The organism is Chitinophaga sp. (assembly GCF_039596135.1).
In the GTDB taxonomy this organism is placed as follows: Bacteria; Bacteroidota; Bacteroidia; order Chitinophagales; family Chitinophagaceae; genus Chitinophaga.
In genome coordinates this window covers 15,826-38,609 of record NZ_JBCNKH010000037.1, presented here as the reverse complement: position 1 = coordinate 38,609, position 22,784 = coordinate 15,826, and the positions used below count along the sequence as shown (strand labels likewise).

General features: G+C 45.0%; 19 protein-coding genes. 8 read left to right on the top strand and 11 right to left on the bottom strand.

Annotation, left to right across the window (positions count from 1 at the left end; all coding sequences use genetic code 11):
- Window positions 1-80: 80 nt before the first annotated feature.
- A complete protein-coding gene (locus ABDW16_RS20190; protein ID WP_343672243.1) occupies window positions 81-1,178 on the top strand; it encodes an Mrp/NBP35 family ATP-binding protein in 1,098 nt (365 codons plus the stop codon).
- Between the two features lie 176 nt (window positions 1,179-1,354).
- Here the strand turns inward: ABDW16_RS20190 and ABDW16_RS20185 are convergent, their stop codons facing one another.
- Window positions 1,355-2,710: a Gfo/Idh/MocA family oxidoreductase gene (locus ABDW16_RS20185; protein WP_343672242.1), complete on the bottom strand. Its 1,356-nt coding sequence runs from the start codon at window positions 2,708-2,710 to the stop codon at window positions 1,355-1,357.
- Between the two features lie 13 nt (window positions 2,711-2,723).
- Entirely contained in the window at window positions 2,724-3,533 is an 810-nt protein-coding gene (locus ABDW16_RS20180) for a sugar phosphate isomerase/epimerase family protein (RefSeq protein ID WP_343672241.1), read from the bottom strand.
- A gap of 442 nt (window positions 3,534-3,975) precedes the next feature.
- On the opposite strand from ABDW16_RS20180, the gene pyrF reads away from it, so the two are divergent.
- The 3 genes from pyrF (at window position 3,976) to ABDW16_RS20165 (ending at window position 7,033) form a co-directional block, all read left to right on the top strand.
- Window positions 3,976-4,797 (top strand): orotidine-5'-phosphate decarboxylase, encoded by an 822-nt coding sequence (gene pyrF / locus ABDW16_RS20175; protein WP_343672240.1) that lies wholly within the window; start codon window positions 3,976-3,978, stop codon window positions 4,795-4,797.
- A 105-nt stretch (window positions 4,798-4,902) separates the two neighbouring features.
- On the top strand, window positions 4,903-6,081 hold the full coding sequence (locus ABDW16_RS20170; protein ID WP_343672238.1) for an acyl-CoA dehydrogenase family protein: 1,179 nt from the start codon (window positions 4,903-4,905) through the stop codon (window positions 6,079-6,081).
- A 1-nt stretch (window position 6,082) separates the two neighbouring features.
- Complete coding sequence (locus tag ABDW16_RS20165) at window positions 6,083-7,033, top strand: FAD:protein FMN transferase (RefSeq protein WP_343672237.1); 951 nt, start codon at window positions 6,083-6,085, stop codon at window positions 7,031-7,033.
- 688 nt (window positions 7,034-7,721) lie between these two features.
- Here ABDW16_RS20165 and ABDW16_RS20160 read toward each other — a convergent pair.
- Window positions 7,722-8,993, bottom strand: a complete 1,272-nt coding sequence (locus ABDW16_RS20160) for a DUF2130 domain-containing protein (RefSeq protein ID WP_343672235.1) — start codon at window positions 8,991-8,993, stop codon at window positions 7,722-7,724.
- Window positions 8,994-9,194: 201 nt separating this feature from the next.
- On the opposite strand from ABDW16_RS20160, the gene ABDW16_RS20155 reads away from it, so the two are divergent.
- Both ABDW16_RS20155 and ABDW16_RS20150 read left to right on the top strand, forming a co-directional pair.
- Entirely contained in the window at window positions 9,195-9,743 is a 549-nt protein-coding gene (locus tag ABDW16_RS20155; RefSeq protein ID WP_343672233.1) for a putative glycolipid-binding domain-containing protein, read from the top strand.
- Window positions 9,744-9,900: 157 nt separating this feature from the next.
- On the top strand, window positions 9,901-10,176 hold the full coding sequence (locus ABDW16_RS20150; RefSeq protein WP_343672231.1) for a hypothetical protein: 276 nt from the start codon (window positions 9,901-9,903) through the stop codon (window positions 10,174-10,176).
- 6 nt (window positions 10,177-10,182) lie between these two features.
- Here ABDW16_RS20150 and ABDW16_RS20145 read toward each other — a convergent pair whose 3' ends face one another.
- The 8 genes from ABDW16_RS20145 to nirK all read right to left on the bottom strand — a co-directional run bounded on the left by ABDW16_RS20145 (window position 10,183) and on the right by nirK (window position 18,282).
- Window positions 10,183-11,703: a kinase gene (locus ABDW16_RS20145; RefSeq protein ID WP_343672230.1), complete on the bottom strand. Its 1,521-nt coding sequence runs from the start codon at window positions 11,701-11,703 to the stop codon at window positions 10,183-10,185.
- Window positions 11,704-11,706: 3 nt separating this feature from the next.
- Window positions 11,707-12,945: a PP2C family serine/threonine-protein phosphatase gene (locus ABDW16_RS20140; RefSeq protein ID WP_343672229.1), complete on the bottom strand. Its 1,239-nt coding sequence runs from the start codon at window positions 12,943-12,945 to the stop codon at window positions 11,707-11,709.
- A 3-nt stretch (window positions 12,946-12,948) separates the two neighbouring features.
- Entirely contained in the window at window positions 12,949-14,004 is a 1,056-nt protein-coding gene (locus ABDW16_RS20135) for a TerY-C metal binding domain-containing protein (RefSeq protein ID WP_343672227.1), read from the bottom strand.
- Window positions 14,005-14,013: 9 nt separating this feature from the next.
- Window positions 14,014-14,649 (bottom strand): VWA domain-containing protein, encoded by a 636-nt coding sequence (locus tag ABDW16_RS20130; RefSeq protein WP_343672226.1) that lies wholly within the window; start codon window positions 14,647-14,649, stop codon window positions 14,014-14,016.
- 134 nt (window positions 14,650-14,783) lie between these two features.
- Complete coding sequence (locus tag ABDW16_RS20125; RefSeq protein ID WP_343672225.1) at window positions 14,784-15,359, bottom strand: TerD family protein; 576 nt, start codon at window positions 15,357-15,359, stop codon at window positions 14,784-14,786.
- A gap of 105 nt (window positions 15,360-15,464) precedes the next feature.
- On the bottom strand, window positions 15,465-16,019 hold the full coding sequence (locus ABDW16_RS20120; protein ID WP_343672224.1) for an SCO family protein: 555 nt from the start codon (window positions 16,017-16,019) through the stop codon (window positions 15,465-15,467).
- A 2-nt stretch (window positions 16,020-16,021) separates the two neighbouring features.
- Window positions 16,022-16,843 (bottom strand): formylglycine-generating enzyme family protein, encoded by an 822-nt coding sequence (locus ABDW16_RS20115; RefSeq protein WP_343672223.1) that lies wholly within the window; start codon window positions 16,841-16,843, stop codon window positions 16,022-16,024.
- Entirely contained in the window at window positions 16,843-18,282 is a 1,440-nt protein-coding gene (gene nirK / locus ABDW16_RS20110; RefSeq protein WP_343672222.1) for a copper-containing nitrite reductase, read from the bottom strand. The genes ABDW16_RS20115 and nirK overlap by 1 nt, the downstream gene beginning before the upstream one ends.
- A 208-nt stretch (window positions 18,283-18,490) precedes the next feature.
- Here nirK and ABDW16_RS20105 point away from each other — a divergent pair, with 208 nt between their 5' ends.
- Window positions 18,491-19,498, top strand: a complete 1,008-nt coding sequence (locus ABDW16_RS20105) for a LacI family DNA-binding transcriptional regulator (RefSeq protein WP_343672221.1) — start codon at window positions 18,491-18,493, stop codon at window positions 19,496-19,498.
- A 328-nt stretch (window positions 19,499-19,826) separates the two neighbouring features.
- The gene (locus tag ABDW16_RS20100; protein WP_343672220.1) at window positions 19,827-22,784 is read left to right on the top strand and encodes a TonB-dependent receptor; all 2,958 of its coding nucleotides are present in this window, start codon (window positions 19,827-19,829) and stop codon (window positions 22,782-22,784) included.

Genomic DNA, 22,784 nt, shown 5'->3' with positions numbered 1-22,784 from the left:
ACAAAAACTATGACAGCGCTGACAAAGTAACTAGCAATTAGGTTAACTTTACATCCTCGAATTAAAATTAACAACTATTTATGATCACTACGGAACAGATTTTAAAGGCTTTGAGCAATGTGGAAGAGCCTGATCTGGGGAAGGACCTGGTAACACTTAACATGGTGAAAGACATTGAGATAGATGGGAATAAAGTGACGTTCACTGTTGTGCTTACTACCCCTGCCTGTCCACTGAAAGATCTGATCAGAAATGCCTGTATCAATGCTATCCATCACCTGGTAAGCAAAGATGCTGAAGTGCATGTAAATATGACTGCCAACGTAAACTCCAACCGTAAAGACGGAAAGAGCCTGCTACCTAAGGTGAAGAATATCATCGTAGTAGCTTCCGGCAAGGGGGGCGTAGGTAAGTCTACTGTAGCGGCCAATTTGGCCCTCGCCCTGTCTGAAGGCGGTGCCAAAGTTGGGTTGATGGATGCAGATATTTACGGACCTTCAGTACCTATTATGTTTGGGGTTCGTGGTCACCGTCCGATGATGGTGAATGTAGACGGAAAAGGCATGATCGTTCCTCTGGAGAAGCATGGTATCAAGCTGATGTCCATCGGTTTACTGATCGATGAAAAGCAGGCGGTGGTATGGCGTGGTCCTATGGCCAGCAGCGCCCTCAAGCAGTTTATCACAGACGTATATTGGGATGAGCTGGATTACCTGGTAATTGATATGCCTCCGGGCACAGGCGATATCCACCTGACCCTGGTACAGACAGTACCGGTTACAGGGGCTGTGATTGTAACCACTCCGCAGGATGTGGCACTGGCCGATGCGAAGAAAGGTATTGCTATGTTCAATGGTCCACAGATCAATGTACCGATTATTGGTCTGGTGGAGAACATGTCTTATTTCACACCTGCTGAGCTGCCTAACAACAAGTATTACATATTTGGTAAGGATGGTGGTAAGCGCCTGGCAGAAGACCTGGAAATTCCATTCCTGGGCCAGATTCCGATTGTTCAGAGCATTCGTGAAGGTGGAGATGAAGGAGTACCGGCTATGCTGAGCGGTGAGGATGCTACCAAGCTTGCGTTTATGGGATTTGCAAGTACGGCTGCACGAAGCATTGCGATGAGAAATGCGAATATAGCGCCTACGAAAATTGTAGAAGTATTTGTATAAAAGTATAGCATTATTGCATTAAGCAGACCACAGGTCAAAACGCACCCAAGATTGCATTAAGCAGACCGCAGGTCAAAATGCACCAAAATTGCATTAAGCAGGCCGCAGGTCAAATGCACCTCCAAAAAAATAGCTTCTGTCGTAGACAGAAGCTATTTTTTTGCTATTTATTTTGCTTATATAATAAACGGCTTACCACCTACTATCACATCCTGTTTATTCTCATCAAAAGTCGCCTTCAACCCAGTTCTATACGCCGCATTAGCCATAATCAACGCAATAGAATGTGAATAAGCAGCTTCAATCGGTGCATTACCCTGCTTTCTATCTCTTACACTCTGCATCCAGTTACGTACATGTGCATTCGTGAGCGGATCACCCCCCATATCAGCAGAAGTAGCTACCCCGGTGCTATTGCTGCTCAATGTCATTTCAGGCAGCAGGTTCGCATGCATGCCCATTTCTCTTGCCTCGCGCTCAGTAAGACCACCGGTAGGTGAAATTTTGTTCTTATCGATATCAATAGTACCACCATTGGAGTAATACATTTCTTTTACGCCACCTGCAGAATTGGAGAAGCGGGAGCTATACTGTACCTGGAAACCGGAGGTAGGATCATTGTCTGGTCCGTAATCAAATACAGCCGTGATAGTATCTGCATTTTTACGACCATCTTTCCACATATAAATACCGCCATTTGCCACTGCGCTGCGTGGATGTTTCAGTCCTGTAAACCAATGCACGGTATCGATCTGGTGAGTCATCCACTGGCCAAAGATCCCGGAAGAATAAGGCCAGAACAGGCGATATTCCAGGTACTTTCTCGGATCCCAGCTATCTTTCGGACGGCCTGCCAGGAAACGGGTCCAGTCAGTATCCTGCTCCCTGATTTCCTTCACTAACTCAGGCCGGCGCCAGCGACCCGGCTGGTTCACATTCCAGGTCATTTCAACCATGGTAATGGGGCCGAATTTACCTTCTTTGATAAAGTTGTTCGCAGCATGATAACTATCGCCGCTACGACGTTGCGTACCTACCTGGAAAATCTTGCCGGAATCTTTCACCGCTTTCAGTGCTTTGCGGGCATCGTCCATCGTTTCGGCAAATGGTTTTTCGCAGTACACATCTTTCTTTTGGCCTACGGCTTCGATGGTATGGTAAGCATGCTGAAAGTCAGCAGTGGCAATGATTACTGCATCCAGATCTTTAATCCTGTAAAGTTCATCATTGTTGACACATGCCTGGATATCATGACCTGCTTTTTGAGAGATAAAGGCCTGCCCTTCTTCCCGGCGCCGTTTCCAGATGTCCGATACGGCGATAATATCAAAATTCAGTTCTTTGTTGTTGTTGAAAAAGCAGGGTAGGAGCGTCTGGCGTGCACGGTCGGAAAATCCGACCAATCCTATGTTTACCCTGTCATTGGCTCCCAGTATGCGGGCATAACTACTGGCAGGCATGCCCATAGCGGTGATAGAAACGCCTGCTCCGGCCAGCAGGGATTGTTTCAGGAATTCACGACGTGATTTCATTGGATTAGAATTTTTAATGATACAGTTCAATGATGAGTTGATGTAAATATTTGTGTGCTGGTGCCGCCTGTACATCCATTGGGTCCCAACGGCTTTCAACAGAAATACCGCCCTGGTAATGGATGTTTGCCAATGCGGCAATATAAGGTCTCACTTCATCCCCGGCTACACCTGGTGCAGTCCGTTTTTCCCGCTCTGCAATATGGCAGTGAACCAGGTGCTGTTTCGCTTTTATAATGTTCGCAGCAGGTTCATTTTCCTTGAGCATGTGGTAAATGTCTGCCGTGAGTTTAAAATTCGGATGGTTCACCGCGGTTACGATCGCATTCGCTTCCGCCAGTGTATTGATATAGTTCGTTTCGGTACTGTTCAGGTTTTCGATGGCGATGACCACGTTGTACCTGGCTGCCGTTTCGGCTATTTTCCGGCAGATGTGCACGAAGTGTGGATTTTCCTTTTCGGGTGTCCAGCCTTCGGGCAGTTTGCGGGCATTACCGCTGCCGAGTACAATGGTGGTGACCCCCGCTTTTTTGGCCCGCTGCATCACTTTATCTACATAAGTCAGGATTTTTTGTTCATCGGCATTGGGTCCTACGATGGGTATTTCGGCAGGAATGAAACCATTACAGGTATTGAAAGCGCAATGCATCCTGGTTTTGTTCCTGAGAAATACCTGGAAAGTGTCTTCCGGAATTTCGGGAGACAGGAGTTTGCCCACGCTACCTTCAATATAATCAAATCCGGCGGCGTGTAAAAGAGAGTCGTTCCTATAGGTGGTGGTGACACCTAAGGTAGGCAACCGTGTTTGTGCATTCGATTGCAAACAAGGGAATAAAAAAAGGCATAAAAGCCAGACCGGGGAGTTTTTCATTTGTATTTCCATATAACGTGGAGGGAAAAGTTAGGAACATTATTTAAAAAATCAAAAATCTAATTGATAAACGGTTAGTTAGGGGTTACCCAAACTTTACCCAAGCTTTACTGCTTCTTCGTTACTATAAGGTCACCAAAAGGGCACCTCAATATCCCCGGGGATATTGAGGTGCCCTTTTGGTGACGAAGAAGTGACGGTATAGTAGTAAACCTATGCTATAGCTTTACTATGAGTTGAAAGGTTTTTTCCTTTTTTTAAAAAATTTACCAGAACTTTAACTTTTAAGAGGGAAGTATACTGTCATGCAGTCATAATAAAATTGTATCATATCACTCATCACGCCCGCATTGAATAAGTTTTACTTACCTTTGCGCCCCAAATTAGTATTTATATGAACCGACACGAACTGGTGAACCTGATCAAGGAGAGGCAATCTTATCTCTGTGTTGGATTAGACACAGACATCCAAAAGATTCCCCGTCACTTGCTTGCACATGCAGACCCGGTATTTGCATTTAACAAGGCTATTATCGATGCCACTAAGGATCTTTGCGTGTCTTACAAGATCAATACAGCCTTTTACGAATGTATGGGTATCCGTGGCTGGGAATCGCTGCAACGCACAGTAGAATACATCCCCAGTACCCACTTTACCATCGCCGATGCCAAACGTGGAGATATAGGAAATACCTCTACGCAGTACGCCAAAACATTTTTTGAGACATATAATTTTGATGCCGTAACTGTAGCGCCATATATGGGTCGCGACAGTGTACAGCCTTTCCTGTCTTTCAATGAGAAATGGACCATTATGCTGGGCCTGACCTCCAACGAAGGCAGCCAGGATTTTCAGCTTACCCGGAGTGGGGATGAATTGCTGTATGAGAAAGTGCTGAAAGCAGGGATGAGCTGGGGCACGCCGGACAATATGATGTTCGTGATTGGTGCTACCCAAAGTTCCCAGCTGGCTTATATTCGCCAGTTGGTACCAGATCATTTCTTCCTGGTGCCTGGTGTAGGTGCACAGGGGGGAAACCTGCAGGAGATTTCTGCAGTGGCAATGAATAAGGATTGCGGATTGCTGGTAAATGCAAGCCGCTCTATTATTTATGCAGGAAATGGGGAGGACTTTGCCCAGGATGCAAGGATTGCCGCACAGGCCCTGCAACAGGAAATGGCCGAGTACCTGGACGTAGCGCCGGCAGCAAGATAATTTCATTTAAAACCAATTGGAAAAAAAGCACTGCCCCCGGGCGGTGTTTTTTTATGCCCCTACGCGAAAATTAGTTAAATTGATTCCTTATCTAACCTGTTCCACATGCTGAAAGATTTGTTTCAATCCCCCGACTACTTCCGGATAGATGACCTTCTCACCTCCGAACACCTTATGGTGCGCGACGCTGTCAGGCAATGGGTAAAAAAAGAGATATCACCTATTATAGAAGAAGCTTGTCAGACCGCTACTTTTCCCGCCCAGATCATCCCCGGGCTGGGTGAATTGGGTTGTTTTGGTCCCACTATCCCAACAGCATATGGCGGCGGCGGCATGGATTACATTGCCTATGGGCTCATGATGCAGGAACTGGAAAGAGGCGATAGCGGTATACGCTCTACTGCCTCCGTACAGGGCTCCCTCGTCATGTTCCCGATTTTTACCTTCGGCAGTGAGGAACAAAAGAAAAAATACCTCCCTAGGCTCGCCTCCGGTGAATGGATGGGTTGCTTTGGACTCACAGAACCAGATTTTGGTTCCAACCCCTCCGGCATGGTTACCCATTTCAAAGAAGATGGTGACCATGTAATCCTGAATGGTGCAAAAATGTGGATTTCCAATGCTCCCTTTGCCCAGGTTGCTGTCGTATGGGCAAAAGATGAAGCAGGGGTGATCAGGGGAATCATTGTGGAAAGAGGCATGCCTGGTTTCACCACTCCCGAAACCAAGGGAAAATGGAGTCTTCGCGCCAGTGCCACGGGCGAACTCGTTTTTGACAACGTCAGGGTACCAAAAGAAAATATTCTTCCAAACGCCAAAGGTCTTAAAGGCCCGTTAAGCTGCCTGTCGTCCGCCCGTTACGGCATAGCCTGGGGCGCGATCGGGGCTGCTATGGATTGCTATGACACGGCCTTGCGTTATGCCAGGGAAAGAGAGCAGTTCGGCCGTCCTATTGGAGGCTTCCAGCTCACCCAGAAGAAGTTGGCCGAAATGATCACTGAAATCACCAAAGCCCAGCTTATGAACTGGCGCCTGGGGGTACTTAAAAATGAAGGCAAAGCCACCCCGGCTCAAATCTCTATGGCCAAGCGCAACTCCTGCGCCATTGCCACCCAGATAGCCCGCGATGCAAGGCAAATACTGGGTGGTATGGGTATCACCGGCGAGTTTCCCGTGATGCGGCATATGATGAACCTTGAGAGTGTGATCACCTACGAAGGCACTCACGAAATTCACTTACTCATTACCGGCCAGGACATCACCGGACTGGATGCTTTTCATTGATATGCGGTTATTATTATGGTTATTACTACTCCCTTTTGCAGGAAGTGCCCAGACAGTACTGGAAGGAAAGGCACAGGGTACTTATTATGTTATTAAATACATATCAGCAGATACGACCTCATTGCAGGGGGCCATTGATTCTATTTTTGCCTCCATCGACCAATCCCTGTCTTTGTACAAATCCAATTCCCTCATCAACGAGTTCAATGAAAAGGGCTATGTACAAATGGACCCTCATATGCAGGCGGTTATCAAAAAAGCGCTGGTGATCAGCAAAATCACTGGAGGGGCTTTCGACATTACCGTCAAGCCCCTGGTCGATGTATGGGGATTTGGCGTTCATCCGCCGGCAGAAAGAAAAATCCCTTCTCCCGATACCTTAAAATCTATTCTATCCTGCGTAGGCTCCCGGTATTTAAAAATAAAAGGTACCGGACTTTCCCGCACCAAAGCCGGAGTGACACTGGATTGTAACGGTATCGCCCAGGGCTATACAACCGACGTAATAGGTCGTTTTCTTGACAGCAAAGGTATTCAAAACTACCTTGTAGATGTAGGAGGGGAGCTTTGCGCCAAAGGCCAGAACAGTCATCATCAATACTGGACTGTGGGCATTGAGGGAGAAAATCAGCGAATCATCCCTTTAGCGAATCGTGCGGTTACCACCAGCGGCAATTACCGCCGTTTTTTTGACTCAGGTGGAAAACGATTTGCACATACCATCGATCCGCGAAGCGGACAAGCCATTCACAACAATATCATCAGTGTCACCGTCATAGCCAAAGACGCTATCACTGCCGATGGATTTGACAATGCCCTGATTTTAATGGGAGTGGAAAAGGCGTTTGCTTTTATAAAACAGCACCCGGAATTGCAGCTGGAAGCAGGTTTTATTTATAAGGATGCCGAAGGAAATATCCGGGAAAGTTTCTCTCCGGGTTTTCCCAAATAGTTAGGGCTGCTAATAATAGCAGCCCTCTCATACTTTGGTTTTTTATAGAATATGCGAAAATCCTTTTTTCTGAATCACCCATATATCCATTTATTTTATTTATTACAATCGTAATAAATAACAAATTCAATATCGTCTTAGAGGGTGATTTTTCAATTGTAGATAGATGGCAAGAAATTACTCACACAAATCCGTAAGCAGACTAACATATTATAACATACGGAACAATAGGATTGTTTGGTTTCCCTAATTAAATAAAAATCAGTTACCAACGTCCTAAAAAATATTCTCTGCTAAGATAAAAATATATATGAAATAAGTCCTGTCTAAAGTTAACCGCCTGTTAGGTCTATAGTATTAAGTAATGCAGCACTATTGTTACAACATGAAATATGCCAAATAAATTTCCCTCTTTGTATACAACGTATAGGAAAGCAGAATCTTGTGGAAGATTTAGCTGAACGGTGTTAATGTATTCTTAAAATCAAGTGGTTGATTATCTTATGGTTATCATATATTGATATGGTACGGGTTGCTAAAACTTACCAGTTTGGAATTAATAAGTGTGCGTAAAAAATGAGGGAAAATAATTGTAGCAGGAAAGCTACAGTTTTAAGTAGTATTTGGGGAATGTGGATCATCTGAATGAAAAAAACGCTTTTACCGGGGTGATAAAAGCGCTTTTTTATTAATCCAGCATTGCATCGGCGGCATCTTCCAGGAGTTTCAGATCTACTGAATCTGTACCGGCAATACCTTCGATGGAGCCTTTGATATGGGCAGCATTCAGCAATACCTTTTCCAGTTGTTTTTCTCTCGCCTTCCAGATTTTTTCCATGGCATCTTTTTCCTTCTGGATAGAGATCTTCATGGCCATAAATCCTTCGCGGATGGCTTTCCACTGTTCGGCAAATTCGCCACTGGTCAGGTAGCCGTAGAGCATATGTACTTTATCGCCCCTGTTTTCCTGGGTTTTGAGTGCACCGGCTACTTTGATAATCCCTTCCCTGAGTACATAGGCCAGCGCCCGTACTTCGGCAAAGGTGCAGATCCATACGCCTTCTTTTTCACCAAACCGCTCCATGTCTTTAGGCATGGCCTGGGTAACGAGGATGGCGATGTCTGCTCCCTGGCTACGCATGTCAGCTTTCAGCTTTTCCAGCCAGTCTTTTGCAAAGTCTTTGGTGCGTTTGCTTTCATAGATGATTTTGCCGCATTCCTGACCGAACTGGTTTCGGATCAGTTGAATACAGTCGGCGCCTCTGATGCCTTTGCCTACTTCCATGACTTCGTCGAAGGGGAATGCGCCTTTCAGGAGTTCTTCCAGCACCAGTTCCTGTATTTCGCCCTGTAGTTGGGTAGAGCCCTGTTCTGCTTTACGACGCATTTCTTCGGCCAGCTTACGCTGGTCTTCCAGTTGTTTGGCCAGTTCGGCCAGTTTTAACTGGTATTCGTGGTCTTTCAGCTGGTTACGGTCGGCCTCTTCCCGGCGTATTTTTTCTGTGAGCAGGTTCCGTTCTTCCAGCAGTTTTTTCTGGATGGAGAGTTCGAGTTCCTGTTCTTTGGTTAGCAGTTCCTGTTCCTTGCGCAGGAAGTCCAGTTCCTGGCGCCGGGCTTCTTTCAGCTTTTCTTCCTGTTCGGTATTGGCCTGTTGCAGAAGCTGCAACTGGTTTTCGTAAGTAGCGGATACGCTCTTACGGATATTCTCAGTGAGGGTAGCCTGCAATTTACTTTTTTCTGATTCAAGTAACCTGGTAAGCTCCTCCTGCTGTGATTGTTTTTGTTGTTCTACCTGCTGGCGGATTTGTGCCAGTTGATTTTTTTCATTTTGTAATGCATCCACACGTTTGCGCCATTCGGTTTCCATTTTACCGCGCATCTCTTTTTCAATATCTGCTGCAAATGCATCCTCCATGACAAACTGGTGCCTGCAGTTAGGACAGGTGATTTGTGTTCCCATGACTTCGAAGTTACGATAAAAGTACATGGAGCGCTACGCATTGGATATGCGTATCAGTTTTTTTCTGTATATCTTTTAATCTTTCAAACATATAGTCATAGATATGTGTAGGAAATATAATCTATTCACTCACAATTATATTGCCGTTAATTTTTGGCGGTTCTATTTGAATTGAAAAATTAAAATGCATAAATTAAGGATATGCAAAAAATAATAGTTTGGAAAAACAGTACAATCAATCTGACTGAATTTGTCAGCATTGAAAAAGAAGAAATGACTACCGTCAAGGGATATATTACCGGCGAGGGCTACGATAAGCCATGGCAGATAAGGTATACCCTCACAATCAATGCCCGTTGGGAAGCACAGACTGTATTTATTGAAGTAATGTCTGAGCAGAATTATACCATTGAGTTATATAAGAATGACTTACAGCAGTGGTTGAATGAAAATGGGGATCACCTGGAAGCCTTTGATGGTTGTGTAGATGTAGATATCTCTTTTACACCGTTTACAAATTCACTGCCTATCAACAGGCTGCAGCTTACGAAAGGAGAGGGGCAGAATATCAGCGTGGTATATGTGGATATCAGGCAGGGCGCTGTAAAAAAAGTAAAGCAGCGGTATCTGAATAAGGGAAGTAAGATTTATAAGTATGAGAATGAGCACTCTGGTTATATTTCAGAGTTGATAGTAGATGACGATGGGTATGTGGTCGATTATCCGGGAGTATGGCAAAGGATATATTAGGATAATGTCTATGCGATAGTTTTTAGCCTTCTTTGAGTTTTTTACCTTCCACAGTTGAAATAACAATGAAAAACTGAACATAAAAGATATTATATTGTAGTACTAAACTGGCAGGGTCATTCCCTGCCAGTTTTTTTATTTGTCGTACCTTTGCAGTATGAAAATGAATAATACGGATATTGTGCGGATGGCGGAGATCAAGCTGTACTTTCTTGACCCGCCTTATACATTCAAGATTCATAGTTACGCGGCTCCGAAGCTGGAGGAAGTTTTTACCATTCTGGAGAAGTATGGTACCTGCTCTGCGAGCATAATGGACAGTCTGCTGGTATTGAAGAACTCGTTTGCAGAAGCGGAGGGGAATGTGGAGAAGACAAGGCGGGTGATGAAAGAGATTGCCGGGGTGATGAATGACTTGTACAGGATGAAGTAGGAACCATTAATTATTTGCAAATGTGATTGTGACTAACCTGCCTCCATCTTCTTTGGACAATAATAACTTATTCCCATCTTCCAATACCACCGGTGCGCCAATTTCAATATCCACACCCCTGGTGATGTCTTTTGCACTCGTTAGTCTCTCATTTACAAACAGCCACTGGCCATTGTGATAGGAAAAATAGCCAACTCTTTCTTTTAGGTTATTATTTAATCGTTCATTTCGTAAGATATTCCTGTTTACATGCCAGTAATGTAAGGTGGCATTGTGGTAAATAACCAGCCTTAGATTATCAGGTTTCCATACGGTTGGTTTAAACTGATAATAGAGATCCAGTACCGGGATGCCTGCATTGTATTGCGTGCCACAGAAAGGGCAGCAGGTTTGGTTTGTATTATTGTAAATAAACCATTTTTGATGGCAGGCAGCATTTGCACATTTTAATTTCAGATCATTCGTCTTGATCAGTGCCTGCTCCCAGGCATCGGCGGTAGGCCGCTGTACCGGGTCGTGGAGACCTTTGATGAATGCCTGGTCGAATAGTTCTTTCAGGTAAGGACCGGCTATGGTATAAGGTGTTTTGTTCAGGTCCGTCCATGGGTGATAGATGGCCATGTTGTCGCCGTATTCCCGCGCGAAGTTCCGGTTGCTGCTGTCGGTAGGATGTTCAATAAATAGCGCTTTCCCGCCCATTAACAGCTCTTCTTCCTGCTCTGATTCAATCGGACCGAAATAGTTGCCACCGCGCAAGGGATGCCTGTAAAACAGGTACATGTAAATTAATACTGCTAAGGCATGGAGATCTGTTAAGCGATTTGGGAGTTTTTTGTCCGGATCCTTTTTGTCCAGGTTTTTAGTGGCCAATACTTCGGGGGCAATGAAGTCCGCAGTACCTAACACATCAGGCGGATATAGATTAGGTACAACCAATCCATCAATGTCAATGATAGCTGCTGTTTTACTCACAGGGTCTATCAGTACATTTTTATAAGACAGATCAGAATGTGCGAGCCCGGCGGCATGTAGCCGCTTTACACCCCGGGCAATATTGACTGCTACCTGGAAGTAGCTTAGCCAGTCACCCAGTTCTGCATCGTCCAGCCTGGTTCTTGACTGAGGCGATCTGAATCGTGCACTGGCAAACCACTTGCCTTCTTTTTCCTTTCCTTTTAACAGGTCATTGTTAGCATAGCCTTTTTTGAAAAAGAAGTTGTTATTGTAACAAGGAACAATGATGCCTGTTTTTTTATCCGCCTCTACTACATCCACCGGCCAGCTGTACAGCTCTTTGTAATAGCTGCCGCCTTCTTTGTTAAAGAAGCTGTCAAAGTATTGCGTAACGATCTTTCTGAGACGTTCTTTGGAATTATAGTCAGGTTCAGTTCTGTAAATAGCAACTACATACGACTTGTCCGGACTGAAGAATACATCTTTCATTCCACCTTTTAGCGGTTCGCCATTATCAACGTACTGATAGGTCTTGCCAGGATTGATTATCGAATGCACAACTTTTACAGCCATAGCCTAATATATTATTGCCAGTGTTCGGTCATCATGATTACCCGGACTCCAGAAGTCCATCCAGGCAGATAAGTGAGCGGCGACTTCTTCGCGGTCAGCATTGAAATCTACCACTACTTTTGCTTCATTATCGCCATTTAAATCCGCCATGAATTTCTTCCAATGGGAAAGATTTTGCAGGTTGTATTCTACTTCGAATTTAGGATCATAGATGCCGTCAGTCATTAAAAACAAGTAAGAAAAATCCTGTTCTATAGTGACGTTAAATCTTGATTCCATCGGTATTTCCTTTGAATGGAATATTTCCGGCTGAGTGATAAACCGGGTGCCGCCGCCAAACTCGCCTATATCCAGCTGGTTTAATAATTGCACCTGATCTTCCTGCAACAAAACGATAGGGCAATCTCCCACACCAAAAGATAAAATCAAATAGCCGAAATCAAATTTTTTAAATACTACGAAGATTAAAGTCGTATGGTAGTATTCAAGTATTGATTTATGCTTATTATCGAATAAGGATGGATTTGCAGCTGCATTTCTTGCTGCTTCCCCTTTTATTTTCTCAAACACATATTTTACTGCGATGTACATGTGCTTCTTCGCAACGGCAGTAATGGTGTCTGGTGGCGTATGCGCTATTTCCTGCTCAAAGTACTGCTGAAAATATTCAATCGTTGCATTGCAGGCTATCTGCGCTCCCTTTCTTGAAAATGGACTACTACCCGCACCATCAGCCACCGCTACTACAGACCAGCCTTTATTTTCAAAAGCATGGTAAGCAAAATCATCATCTCTGAAAGCGCCCACATTCTTATGCGATCTGCCGCGTTTAGAGGCTACTACCAGTTGTTTCTCGCATAGCTGCGTAGCAGCAGTTACATCATCCTGCTTCCAATACGGATCATTCACATCACTCGCAATATCCTTCCACAAACTTCTTGGATCAGGGTTTATAATCAGGTTAAACACTTTCACATTTACGGGGGTCCCTTCTAAACTAAACAGGAGCTGAATTTTAAGATCCCCGCTCACAGTCGGCGTACCTTCTATCGTTGCCTGTGCTTTATTATACACCAGGCCAATCTCCTCCAATCCCTTCCATTCAGCATACACCACATCCCCCATATTCCATTTCTCAAAATCCACTACTGCCTTATACGGCTTATTCACACTCCCATTTGGAATACTGATAGGTGCGGTGATAATATCATTAATCCTGTTTTTAATCGTATGATTTTCCATAAGCTACCCCTGTGTACGGTTTACATCAAATCCGCCACCATCTTCCACCACAACATATCGGGATGTTTTGCCACACCATGGACAGGTATTCATCTCCTCATACCCGATACAATGAATCTTGCCACAACTACATTGTGCCAGTGCAAACTGGTTACTGCAGCAGGGACAGGTAGGTGCACCTACTAACTCCGCAGTATTTATCTTATGATTGCCGGCACCGTCAGACAATTCAAAATAATCGTCTTTCAAAGGAAAAGCACCCACCTGCAAATAAGAACGGGTTTCCAGGTTCATTCCGCCCCAGATGTTATTGCCAATACTCTTCCTGTATTTGATGAGATAATGACGATTTGATTGCTGGCATTTCGCCAATAAAACTACATAGTTATCATCCACCATTTGTACGACAGGTGCACTTTTGGAGATGTCAATCTTCGACAGCCAGTCATTATCGATCTTTTCCAGTTCCAGTCCTGATCCGTTACTTTCGATATTCACACTACTGGTAGTAATAGACGCCGTCACCCATTGAAAGAAGTATTTGTAAGAATCGATGTTCGCATTCTTAAAGAACAATACATGCTCCGTGAGCTGTCCTAAAATACCGGCATTCGCTTCACTGCCGAAAGATACTGCTACCAGGTTCACCTGTCGCTGCCACCTTTGTTTCCATTCAGCAATGACAGCATCTGTATTATCAGTCGGCACGCCATCGGTGAATAAGAATATAATCGGCTTCCAGTCGCCTTTGGAAGTAGGGGTTGTTTTCTTTACATTACTATCCAGCTCCGTCATCAGGTGTCGCAGACCATTACTCAACGACGTACCGCTGCCTATAGGATACTTAGGTGGGTAAAAGCTGATGATATCCTGCAAAGGAAGGATCGTCTTTGCTTTGCCGGCAAATACAATGATAGAAATCCATACTGTTTCAATAGCAGTAGGATCCGTTTTCAATGCCTGGATGATCGTGGAAATTCCTTCTTCTACTTGTGAAATAGGTTCTCCTACCATTGATTCGGAAACATCAATCAGGAAGTATATGGGTAGTCTTCGCATATGGTCAGTTTAAATAACAAAGTGAATTTCGTCCGGTGGTGGTGGCAGATCGATGGTATCTGTAGTACCCATGCTTTTGTTGCCATGCTCGATGGTTTCAGACACCCACTTAAAGAAGCTTTTCAAAGTGGTACTATCAGCTACATCCAGGTGTACGACCACATCACAGAGTTCTTTCAGGAATTCATCATTAGATAGCCTGCCTGCAGCACAGCCGACTATAGAAGCAAAGTTCAGTGATTTGACCTGGGGAATCATCTCCTGGTACAGGTACAGGTCATTGGGGTTTCCATCTGTGAATATAAACAGTAAAGGCCGCCAGTCTCCTTTTTGGGTATCTGTTCCTTTCCGCAGGTCTTGTTTTACTTTTTCGCAGACAAACTCAAGGGCTTGTCCTGTATGGGTCGGACCACTTTCCGGGCAGGTTATTTCCCGTACATTGTACGATGGAAGGTCTGTCAGCGGCAATACTTCCTTTACTGCTTTATCGAAGGTGATAATGCTGATCCAGAGGGTTTCCATAGCTAATGGATCTGATCGCAGGTTGTTGATCATACCACTTAGGGCATTGTTCAATGCCTGTATGGGTTCACCGTTCATAGATCCTGATGTATCCAGCAGCAGATAAACGGGTAATCTTCTCATGTATGGTTAAAATATTTATCAGGTTACAATATTTAGTTCGGCAGGAAGGGTAGGTAATCCCAATCCAATCGTTGTAGTAGAAAGATCGTGTGTCGCATTTCCACGATCATTTTGCAGGTTGATAGCCATATGAATTATTTAATAATTTGCCCTTTGAAATGCCGGGAGAGGAAGTAGGCAAGGTCCTCCCTGTAGCCGATGCCCGATGCTTCGAATTTCCACTGATCATTCCGCTTATACAACCGTCCGAATTCAATGGACGTTTCGATAGAGAAGTCTTCTCCCAGTTCGTATTTTGCTATTTCCTGGCCGTTTGCATCATCTACGATCCGGATGTAGGAGTTACGCACCTGACCAAAGGTTTGCCTGCGTGGCTGGGCTTCGTGAATGGTGACTACGAAGAGAATTTCCTGTACACGGTTGTCCACCAGCGAGAGGTCTACTTTGATACTTTCATCATCCCCGCCATCGCTGTTGCCACCGGTAGGGTCATCGCCGGAATGGTGGAGGGCGGTATCTTCAGAATCAGCGTTGCCGTAAAATACAAAGAAACCTTCAGTGGGTATCAGTCGTTTATCATCCAGCATGAATGCAGAAGCATCGAGGTCAAAGGCGTAGCCGGTGCCTTCATTTGGGTCCCAACCCAGCCCGATAGTGATTTTGCTTAGTCCGATGTTTATTCTTTGTCCCTTCTGTAAATTGATGGCCATATATTATAGTTCGGGTTAGTGTTAACAAATATCGTCCCTTATGGGTAAATATACTAATATATATGAATGTAAAAAGAAAAACCTGCTCATTGAGCAGGTTTTCTGTTAATGGCCGGCTGCTTGTAAAATTGCCGCAATCGTCTCCCTGTTATTGACCCCAAGGCCCTCCTGCTGATGCAGGAGATCGCCCCCGGGGCTGAACACGCTGATAATATTTGAATGAGAGAAGTCCATCGGTGAAATCTCTTTGTATTTAACAGACAGCACATTGGCAAACTCACGAACCGTTTCCGGATTGCCTTGCAGAAAGGTCCATTCATCGCCATCCATTCCCTTTGAAATAGCAAATGCTTTCAGTTTTTCAGGCGTGTCGGTTTCAGGATCGATGGTCACAAGTACATATTGCACCTTATCATTGTTGCCCACTTTTTTACGAATGTCCTGCATATCAGCCACCAGTCTTGGACAGGCTACCTTGCAGGAAGTGTAGATCATCACTACCACCAGCACTTTTCCTTTCAGGTCTTTCAGCTGAATAGATTTCCCTTCTTCCGTATGCCAGGTAGAAGTGAGGTTAAAGATCGACTCATCCGAAACTTTGGTGGTGGGTTGCTTACAGGCAACTAACAGTAGTGACAGGAAAAAGATTACCTTTTTCATAATTATAAGTTTTTAACAGCTCTGAACCCCTGGTTCTGTACGCAATAATTCGCTTTTAAACTTCCACGGAAAGCAAACCGCATGAACGCTGCATAGTTCATGAGGTCACTGGCACCTACAGAGCCGCTGCCGCAGAACTTGGCCACATCGTTTGACACATCTTTCCTGGACTCGCCAGACAACATCACTTCATTAAAATCAGCGGTCCATTCCCATACCAGACCATGCAGGTCGGCAATGCCCCAAACATTTTTAGGGGTCTGATCCACACGGTTGCCGGCGGTGTTTGGTTTTTCATACCAACTGAGAATATCTTTGTTATAAGCTGTTTTGTTACGGGCATCTTCTGTGTTCTTATCAGCCATGGCAGCGTATTCCCATTGATCGACAGTAGGCAGTGATTTGCCTGCGGCATTGCAGTAAGCTTTGGCAGCAAACCATGAGATATTTGTAACGGGTGCATCCGGATCCATAGCAGGAGAGAGGGTGGTATCGTTCTTCCAGTTCACGAGGTAATTACCTTCTGCATAGATATGTTTTACCTGTGAGCGACGCCATTGTGGATTATGTTTTACAAATTCCAGGAAGCGACGGTTGGTGACGGGGACCACGTCCATCATGAATCCCCGTACCAATATCGTCGTATCTTTTTTACCAAAGAAGGGTGTATAAACGCCGCTTTTCACTTCAGCCATCTTTACAGTATCAGCTACAGGTGCAAGTGCCATCTGTGTGATAGGTGCAGGCGTATCGTGCGGCGTAGGTACGCGGGAGCAGGATACAGCAAAACAGATGCCTGTAGCGAAAAGGATTGTCGTTTTCATCAGTGACCTCTTTGAGCAGCTACCATTGCTGGTTTAATTTCCTGTTTCTTATTGCCCCAGCTGGAATAAACGAATGTGAGCACATTGGCAATTTCTTCATCGCTCAGTACCTGGGCTGGCATTACACCGTTAAACTTCGCACCATTCACCACCACTTCGCCTGTTTTACCATGCAGTACAATACCGATCGCCCTGTTTACATCTGCATTCAGGAAATCAGATTTTGCCAGTGGCGGGAAGGCGTTGGGAATACCCTGACCATTCTCCTGGTGACAAGCCTGGCATGTTTTAGCAAAGACAGATTTACCCATGGCAATTCTTTCTTCATGGCTGGCGGCTTTGGGTGCTTCAGGCGCTTTTTCGCCGGGCATGTTCTGGATAGTGCTGCCTTCTGGTTGGTAGATACCTTCCGTTTGCTTGCCGGAATAGATTTGTTTATTCTCATCGCCGGTTACGGTCAGCATACCAAGAGAGCCTTTGTTGAAAGTGCGGGTGATAGAGTGGTCTACGATCACGAAGGTACCGGGTACTTCACATTTAAAGTCTACGATAGATGCACCACCGGCAGGGATGAGGGTGGTCTGAACGTTGTGATTGATGAGGTCTCCGCCTTCAACATTTACATGATCAAATATTTCGCCGATCACGTGGAAGGAGGATACCATGTTAGGACCACCATTACCTACATAGAGACGAACGGTTTCGCCTACTTTCGCTTTCAGGGAATTATCGCCGGTGAGGGAACCTACACGGCCATTGAACACTACGTAGTCAGGGCGTTCGTCAATCGCTTTTTGCATATCGAAAGGCTGCAGACCGGGATCGCCGTTTTTACCTTTCGTATAGAAGTCGCCCTGCATGATGTAGTATTCTTTGTCTACAGGAGGCAGGCCACCTTCAGGTTCTACGAGGATCAGGCCATACATACCGTTGGCAATGTGCATGGCTACGGGAGCAGTGGCACAGTGGTATACAAAGAGACCTGGGTTCAGCACTTTGAAAGAGAAGGTCACTTCGTGACCGGGTGCTACGAAAGAGGATGCAGCGCCGCCACCAGTGCCGGTTACAGCATGGAGGTCGATGTTGTGTGGGAGTTTATTGTTTGGGTGGTTTTTCAGGTGAAATTCCACTTCGTCGCCTACACGGGTACGGATAAAGGAACCGGGTACGGTGCCGTTGAATGTCCAATAAAGGTATTTTACACCATCGGCCATGGTACCTTCTTTTTCAACGATTTCCATGTTCACGATGAGTTTAGTCGCTTCCCTGTTACCGACAGGTTTTGGTACCAGTGGGGGAGCCGTGAGTTCAGCGATGCTTTCACCAACGACCTTCATTTCAGTGGGCGGTGTTTTGGTTTGTTCTGGTGTGCTGCTGGAACAGGCGTTCAGCAACCATGCGCTGAGGAATGCGCTTAAGAAAAATTTGAGTCTGGTCATGGTATAAGTGTTTGAGCTTCTTATCGGGTGTTGAATAAAAGATGTTTTTGTCTTTTATTTGTTGATTCAAATGTAGGGTAGGTTTTTGGTGGGGACAACCGTATTGGTTAGGTGGGGGGATGATTCTGGTCAGTGAGGGGAAACGGATCATTTTTCGAATTCCACTATTTTCTCTACCTTGGCTCTTCGGGTCAAAAAACCACCTTTTATGGAGCGTGTTGATATAAAAAGATTGGCAGAAAAGCTCAACCTATCCACATCTACTGTTTCAAGGGCATTCAGGGGCAACAGTGACATCAATCCGGAAACTAAAGCAAGAATCTTGTCTGCAGCAAAGGAATTCAATTACCAGCCAAACCATCATGCCAGTAACCTGCGGGATAAGCGAAGCAATACGATCGCCATCATTGTACCGGAAATCGCGAACAACTTCTTCTCCCAGGCCATCCACGGCATAGAGCGTGTAGCCCGGGAAAAAGATTATTATACCCTGATCTACCTCACTGACGATGATTATGAAAAGGAAGTGATGTTCATCGAAAAACTATACAATGGTCGTGTGGATGGAATCATCATGTCTGCCTCCGGCGAAGCCAATGACCATAGATACCTGAAGAATGCGGGCAACAAACGGATTCCACTGGTATTTTTCGATAGGGTATACGATGATATAGATGTACCTAAAGTCACTACTGATGACTATGAAAGTAGTTTCTCCGCTACCAGGCACCTGATAGAAGCGGGTTGCCAGAAAATCGCTTTCCTGGTAATTAATAAAAGCATGTCTATCGGTAATATTCGTATGCAGGGCTACCGCGACGCATTGCAGGACGCAGGCATCCCATTTCAGGAGCACCTGGTAGTAGATTGTAGCAATGACTATGACAGGAACTACCAGATACTGACGGACTTTCTGCTGCATGAACGCCCGGATGGCCTCTTCACCGCTGTAGAACGTTTGGCTATTTCCAGTTATTACGTTTGTCATGACCTGGGCATCAATATTCCTAAAGATGTGAAAGTCGTGAGCTTTTCCAGCCTGGAAATCGCCTCTCTGCTCAATCCTGCACTCTCCACCATCACCCAGCCAGCCTACGATTTAGGCACCCATGCTGCCGAAATGCTATTCAAAGTACTGGAAGGAACGCCCCCGCAGAACAATCATATCGTATTGGGTTCCAAGCTCATCCCCCGTTACTCCTCGGCAAAAGTGTAAGCAAAAGAAAAAAAAAGAAACAAAATGTTAGGAAAAACAAAAAATTGTATACTTTAGCATCATAAAATATTTTTATTCCACGTTCCGGGAACGTTCCCGGAAATGTTCAACACAGACTGATTATGTTTTCAACTTAGAACTTACGGACAAAAAACAGGGGGACTGGGACCTGCTATTGGACAATAATTTATCCCTTCCCATTACAACAATGAAAAATCGCCCTGAATTCTAAACAGGAATTCTACAGCTATTTTCTTGTCTTTTCATTAAACGCACTGCGTAGGCAGTAGCGTAACAGCAATTCCTTGTCTTTAAAATGAAACGTTAAATGAAACGAACACACTTTACCCGGTTAGCGCTGCTGTTGTGTTTTATCCTGGTTACCTTAGGCGTATATGCCCAGTCAGGAAGTATCAGCGGAACCGTTACGGACGGCACGAATAGTCCGGTACCGGGGACTATCCTTTTTATTAAAGGAGGCAGCAAAAATGCAGTTGCAGATAGTGCCGGCCATTATACTATACACGGTGTAAGTGCCGGTAGTTATGTACTGGTAGCAAGAATGGCAGGTTTTGAAGCCGTAGAAAAAGCCATCACTGTAGGAAGCGGAAATTTGGAACTTAATATTCAACTGAAAACTGATACCAAAGGATTAAGCGAAGTGGTGGTGATCGGTTATGGTACACAAAAGAAAAGCGACCTCACCGGCTCTATCGCCCTCGTATCTACGAAAGATTTTAACAAAGGCCCGGCGGCTTCTCCTGAACAACTCATCACTGGTAAAGTACCCGGTGTACTGATCACTTCCAACGGTGGTGCACCTGGTAGTGGTAGTACCATCCGTGTACGTGGCGGTGCTTCTCTGAATGCTACCAACGATCCGCTGATTGTAATTGATGGGGTACCTGTTGAAAACGGTAATGTGAGCGGTTCTTCCAATGCTCTGGCGATGGTGAACCCCAATGATATCGAATCTTTCAGCGTATTGAAAGATGCATCTGCTACTGCTATCTATGGTTCCCGCGCATCCAATGGTGTGGTAATCATCACTACCAAGAAAGGTCGTGCAGGCGATAAACTTCATATAAACTTCAGCACTAACAATGCACTGTCTAAAGTAACATCCTATTCACCGGTATTGTCTGCCGCACAGTTTACCGATGTGGTCAATGAACATGGTACCGATGCACAGAAAGCCCTGCTGGGTTCTGCTAATACCAACTGGCAGAAAGAAATTTATCAGTCAGCCCTGAGCTCTGATAATAACCTGAGCATAGCCGGTGCATGGAAAAAATTACCTTACCGCGTTTCTGTCGGTCACCTCTTTCAGGATGGTATTTTGAAAACCTCCAACCTGAAAAGAACTTCCGCTGCGGTGAACCTCTCTCCAAGTCTCTTCGACGATCACCTGAAGATAAACCTGAACCTGAAAGGATCTGTTGCAGATAACCGTTTTGCAGATCAGGGAGCTATCAATGCAGCGATTGCCATGGATCCAACCAAACCTGTTTACTCCGGCAAGGATGCCTTTGGTGGTTACTATGAGTGGTTATACAACGACGATCTGTATAGCCTCGCTACCAGGAACCCGCTGGCTATGCTGAAACTGAAGAACGATGCGTCTACTGTAAAAAGAAGTATCGGTAACCTGCAGTTTGACTACAAGTTCCATTTCCTGCCTGAACTGCATGCGAATATGAACCTGGGTTACGACTACTCTAAGGGTACCGGTAATACGAATATTCCTGCATACGCTGCTTTGTCTTATTATAATGGTAAAGGTGGTTCTTACCATCACTACGAGCAGGAAAAACAGGATAAACTGTTTGACTTTTACCTGAACTATAACAAGGCACTAAAAAGCATTAAGAGTAACATCAATGCGACTGCCGGTTATTCTTACCAGGACTTCATCACCACCACGCCTGCATTCCCAACGCTGGATGGTTCCGGCGATACCACTACGGCCGCAGGTAACTACAGCAAATCACAGCATACGCTGGTTTCCTTCTTCGGTCGTTTGAACTATACTTTTAATGAAAAATATATGTTGACTGCTACACTGCGTCGTGATGGTACTTCCCGCTTCCGGAAGCACTGGGGCAACTTCCCTTCCGTAGCACTCGCATGGAAAATTAAAGACGAAGCTTTCCTGAAGAATAATAAAGTACTCTCTGACCTGAAACTGAGAGTCGGTTATGGTGTAACCGGTCAGGAAGACATCGGGCAGGATTATGCTGCTGTATCCCGCTATACATGGGGTGATGCTGCTTCTTCTTACGAGCTGGGCGATAGCTATTACCAGACACTGCGTGCAGCTGGTTACGATCAGAACATCAAGTGGGAACAGACTGCTACTTACAACGTTGCGCTGGATTATGGTTTCCTGGACAACAGGATCAATGGTAGCGTAGATTTCTACTACAAGAAAACCACCGATCTGCTGGCCACTGTTACAGCACCAGCAGGTACCAACCTGACCAACTCCCTGTTTACGAACGTAGGCAGCCTTGAAAATAAAGGGATTGAATTTATCGTCAACGCGGTACCTGTACAGACGAAAGACTTTACCTGGAATGCAGGTTTTAACTTAACCTACAACAAGAACAAACTGCTTTCTCTCTCCAAAGCAAAGAGTGATACAGCAGTAGGTTTTGCTACCGGCGGCATCACCGGTGGTACTGGTAATACTATCCAGATCAACTCCACTGGTTATGCTATTAACTCCTTCTACGTATACAAACAGATTTACGATAAGGATGGCAAACCAATTGAAGGTTTATACGAAGACAGAAATGGGGATGGTGCGATTACTGCGGCAGATAAATACCGTTACAAATCACCTAATCCTAACCTTTACCTGAGTTTCAATTCACAGTTCATCTACAAACAGTGGACCCTTGGTTTCAGTCTGCGTAGTAACATTGGTAACTACATCTACAACAACCAGGCTTCTAACTTTGGTAACTACAAATCTTTCCAGAACAGCAACTACCTGGCGAATATGAGTGCCAGTGTACTGAAAACGAAATTCACCAATCCACAATACTGGTCTGATTACTATGTAGAAAACGGTTCATTCGTACGTATGGATTATCTGAACCTGGCTTATGATTTTGGCCGCATCTGGCATCAGAAATTAGGTGTGCGGGTGAATGCGAACGTACAGAATGTATTCGTGATTACTAAATACAGTGGTCAGGATCCGGAAGTATTCAGCGGTATAGATGATAAGTTCTATCCACGTCCACGTGTGTATTCCCTGGGCGTTAACCTTGATTTCTAA

What these genes read in the sequence shown, in the direction of transcription:
- ABDW16_RS20160 (WP_343672235.1), bottom strand. Translation starts at nt 8,993, where the DNA reads ATGGGAACACAAATCACCTGTCCTAACTGCAGGCACCAGTTTGTCATG.
- ABDW16_RS20135 (WP_343672227.1), bottom strand. Translation starts at nt 14,004, where the DNA reads ATGCGAAGACTACCCATATACTTCCTGATTGATGTTTCCGAATCAATG.
- pyrF (WP_343672240.1), top strand. Translation starts at nt 3,976, where the DNA reads ATGAACCGACACGAACTGGTGAACCTGATCAAGGAGAGGCAATCTTAT.
- ABDW16_RS20140 (WP_343672229.1), bottom strand. Translation starts at nt 12,945, where the DNA reads ATGGAAAATCATACGATTAAAAACAGGATTAATGATATTATCACCGCA.
- ABDW16_RS20105 (WP_343672221.1), top strand. Translation starts at nt 18,491, where the DNA reads ATGGAGCGTGTTGATATAAAAAGATTGGCAGAAAAGCTCAACCTATCC.
- ABDW16_RS20170 (WP_343672238.1), top strand. Translation starts at nt 4,903, where the DNA reads ATGCTGAAAGATTTGTTTCAATCCCCCGACTACTTCCGGATAGATGAC.
- ABDW16_RS20115 (WP_343672223.1), bottom strand. Translation starts at nt 16,843, where the DNA reads ATGAAAACGACAATCCTTTTCGCTACAGGCATCTGTTTTGCTGTATCC.
- ABDW16_RS20125 (WP_343672225.1), bottom strand. Translation starts at nt 15,359, where the DNA reads ATGGCCATCAATTTACAGAAGGGACAAAGAATAAACATCGGACTAAGC.
- ABDW16_RS20145 (WP_343672230.1), bottom strand. Translation starts at nt 11,703, where the DNA reads ATGGCTGTAAAAGTTGTGCATTCGATAATCAATCCTGGCAAGACCTAT.
- nirK (WP_343672222.1), bottom strand. Translation starts at nt 18,282, where the DNA reads ATGACCAGACTCAAATTTTTCTTAAGCGCATTCCTCAGCGCATGGTTG.
- ABDW16_RS20165 (WP_343672237.1), top strand. Translation starts at nt 6,083, where the DNA reads ATGCGGTTATTATTATGGTTATTACTACTCCCTTTTGCAGGAAGTGCC.
- ABDW16_RS20155 (WP_343672233.1), top strand. Translation starts at nt 9,195, where the DNA reads ATGCAAAAAATAATAGTTTGGAAAAACAGTACAATCAATCTGACTGAA.
- ABDW16_RS20150 (WP_343672231.1), top strand. Translation starts at nt 9,901, where the DNA reads ATGAAAATGAATAATACGGATATTGTGCGGATGGCGGAGATCAAGCTG.
- ABDW16_RS20190 (WP_343672243.1), top strand. Translation starts at nt 81, where the DNA reads ATGATCACTACGGAACAGATTTTAAAGGCTTTGAGCAATGTGGAAGAG.
- ABDW16_RS20185 (WP_343672242.1), bottom strand. Translation starts at nt 2,710, where the DNA reads ATGAAATCACGTCGTGAATTCCTGAAACAATCCCTGCTGGCCGGAGCA.
- ABDW16_RS20130 (WP_343672226.1), bottom strand. Translation starts at nt 14,649, where the DNA reads ATGAGAAGATTACCCGTTTATCTGCTGCTGGATACATCAGGATCTATG.
- ABDW16_RS20120 (WP_343672224.1), bottom strand. Translation starts at nt 16,019, where the DNA reads ATGAAAAAGGTAATCTTTTTCCTGTCACTACTGTTAGTTGCCTGTAAG.
- ABDW16_RS20100 (WP_343672220.1), top strand. Translation starts at nt 19,827, where the DNA reads ATGAAACGAACACACTTTACCCGGTTAGCGCTGCTGTTGTGTTTTATC.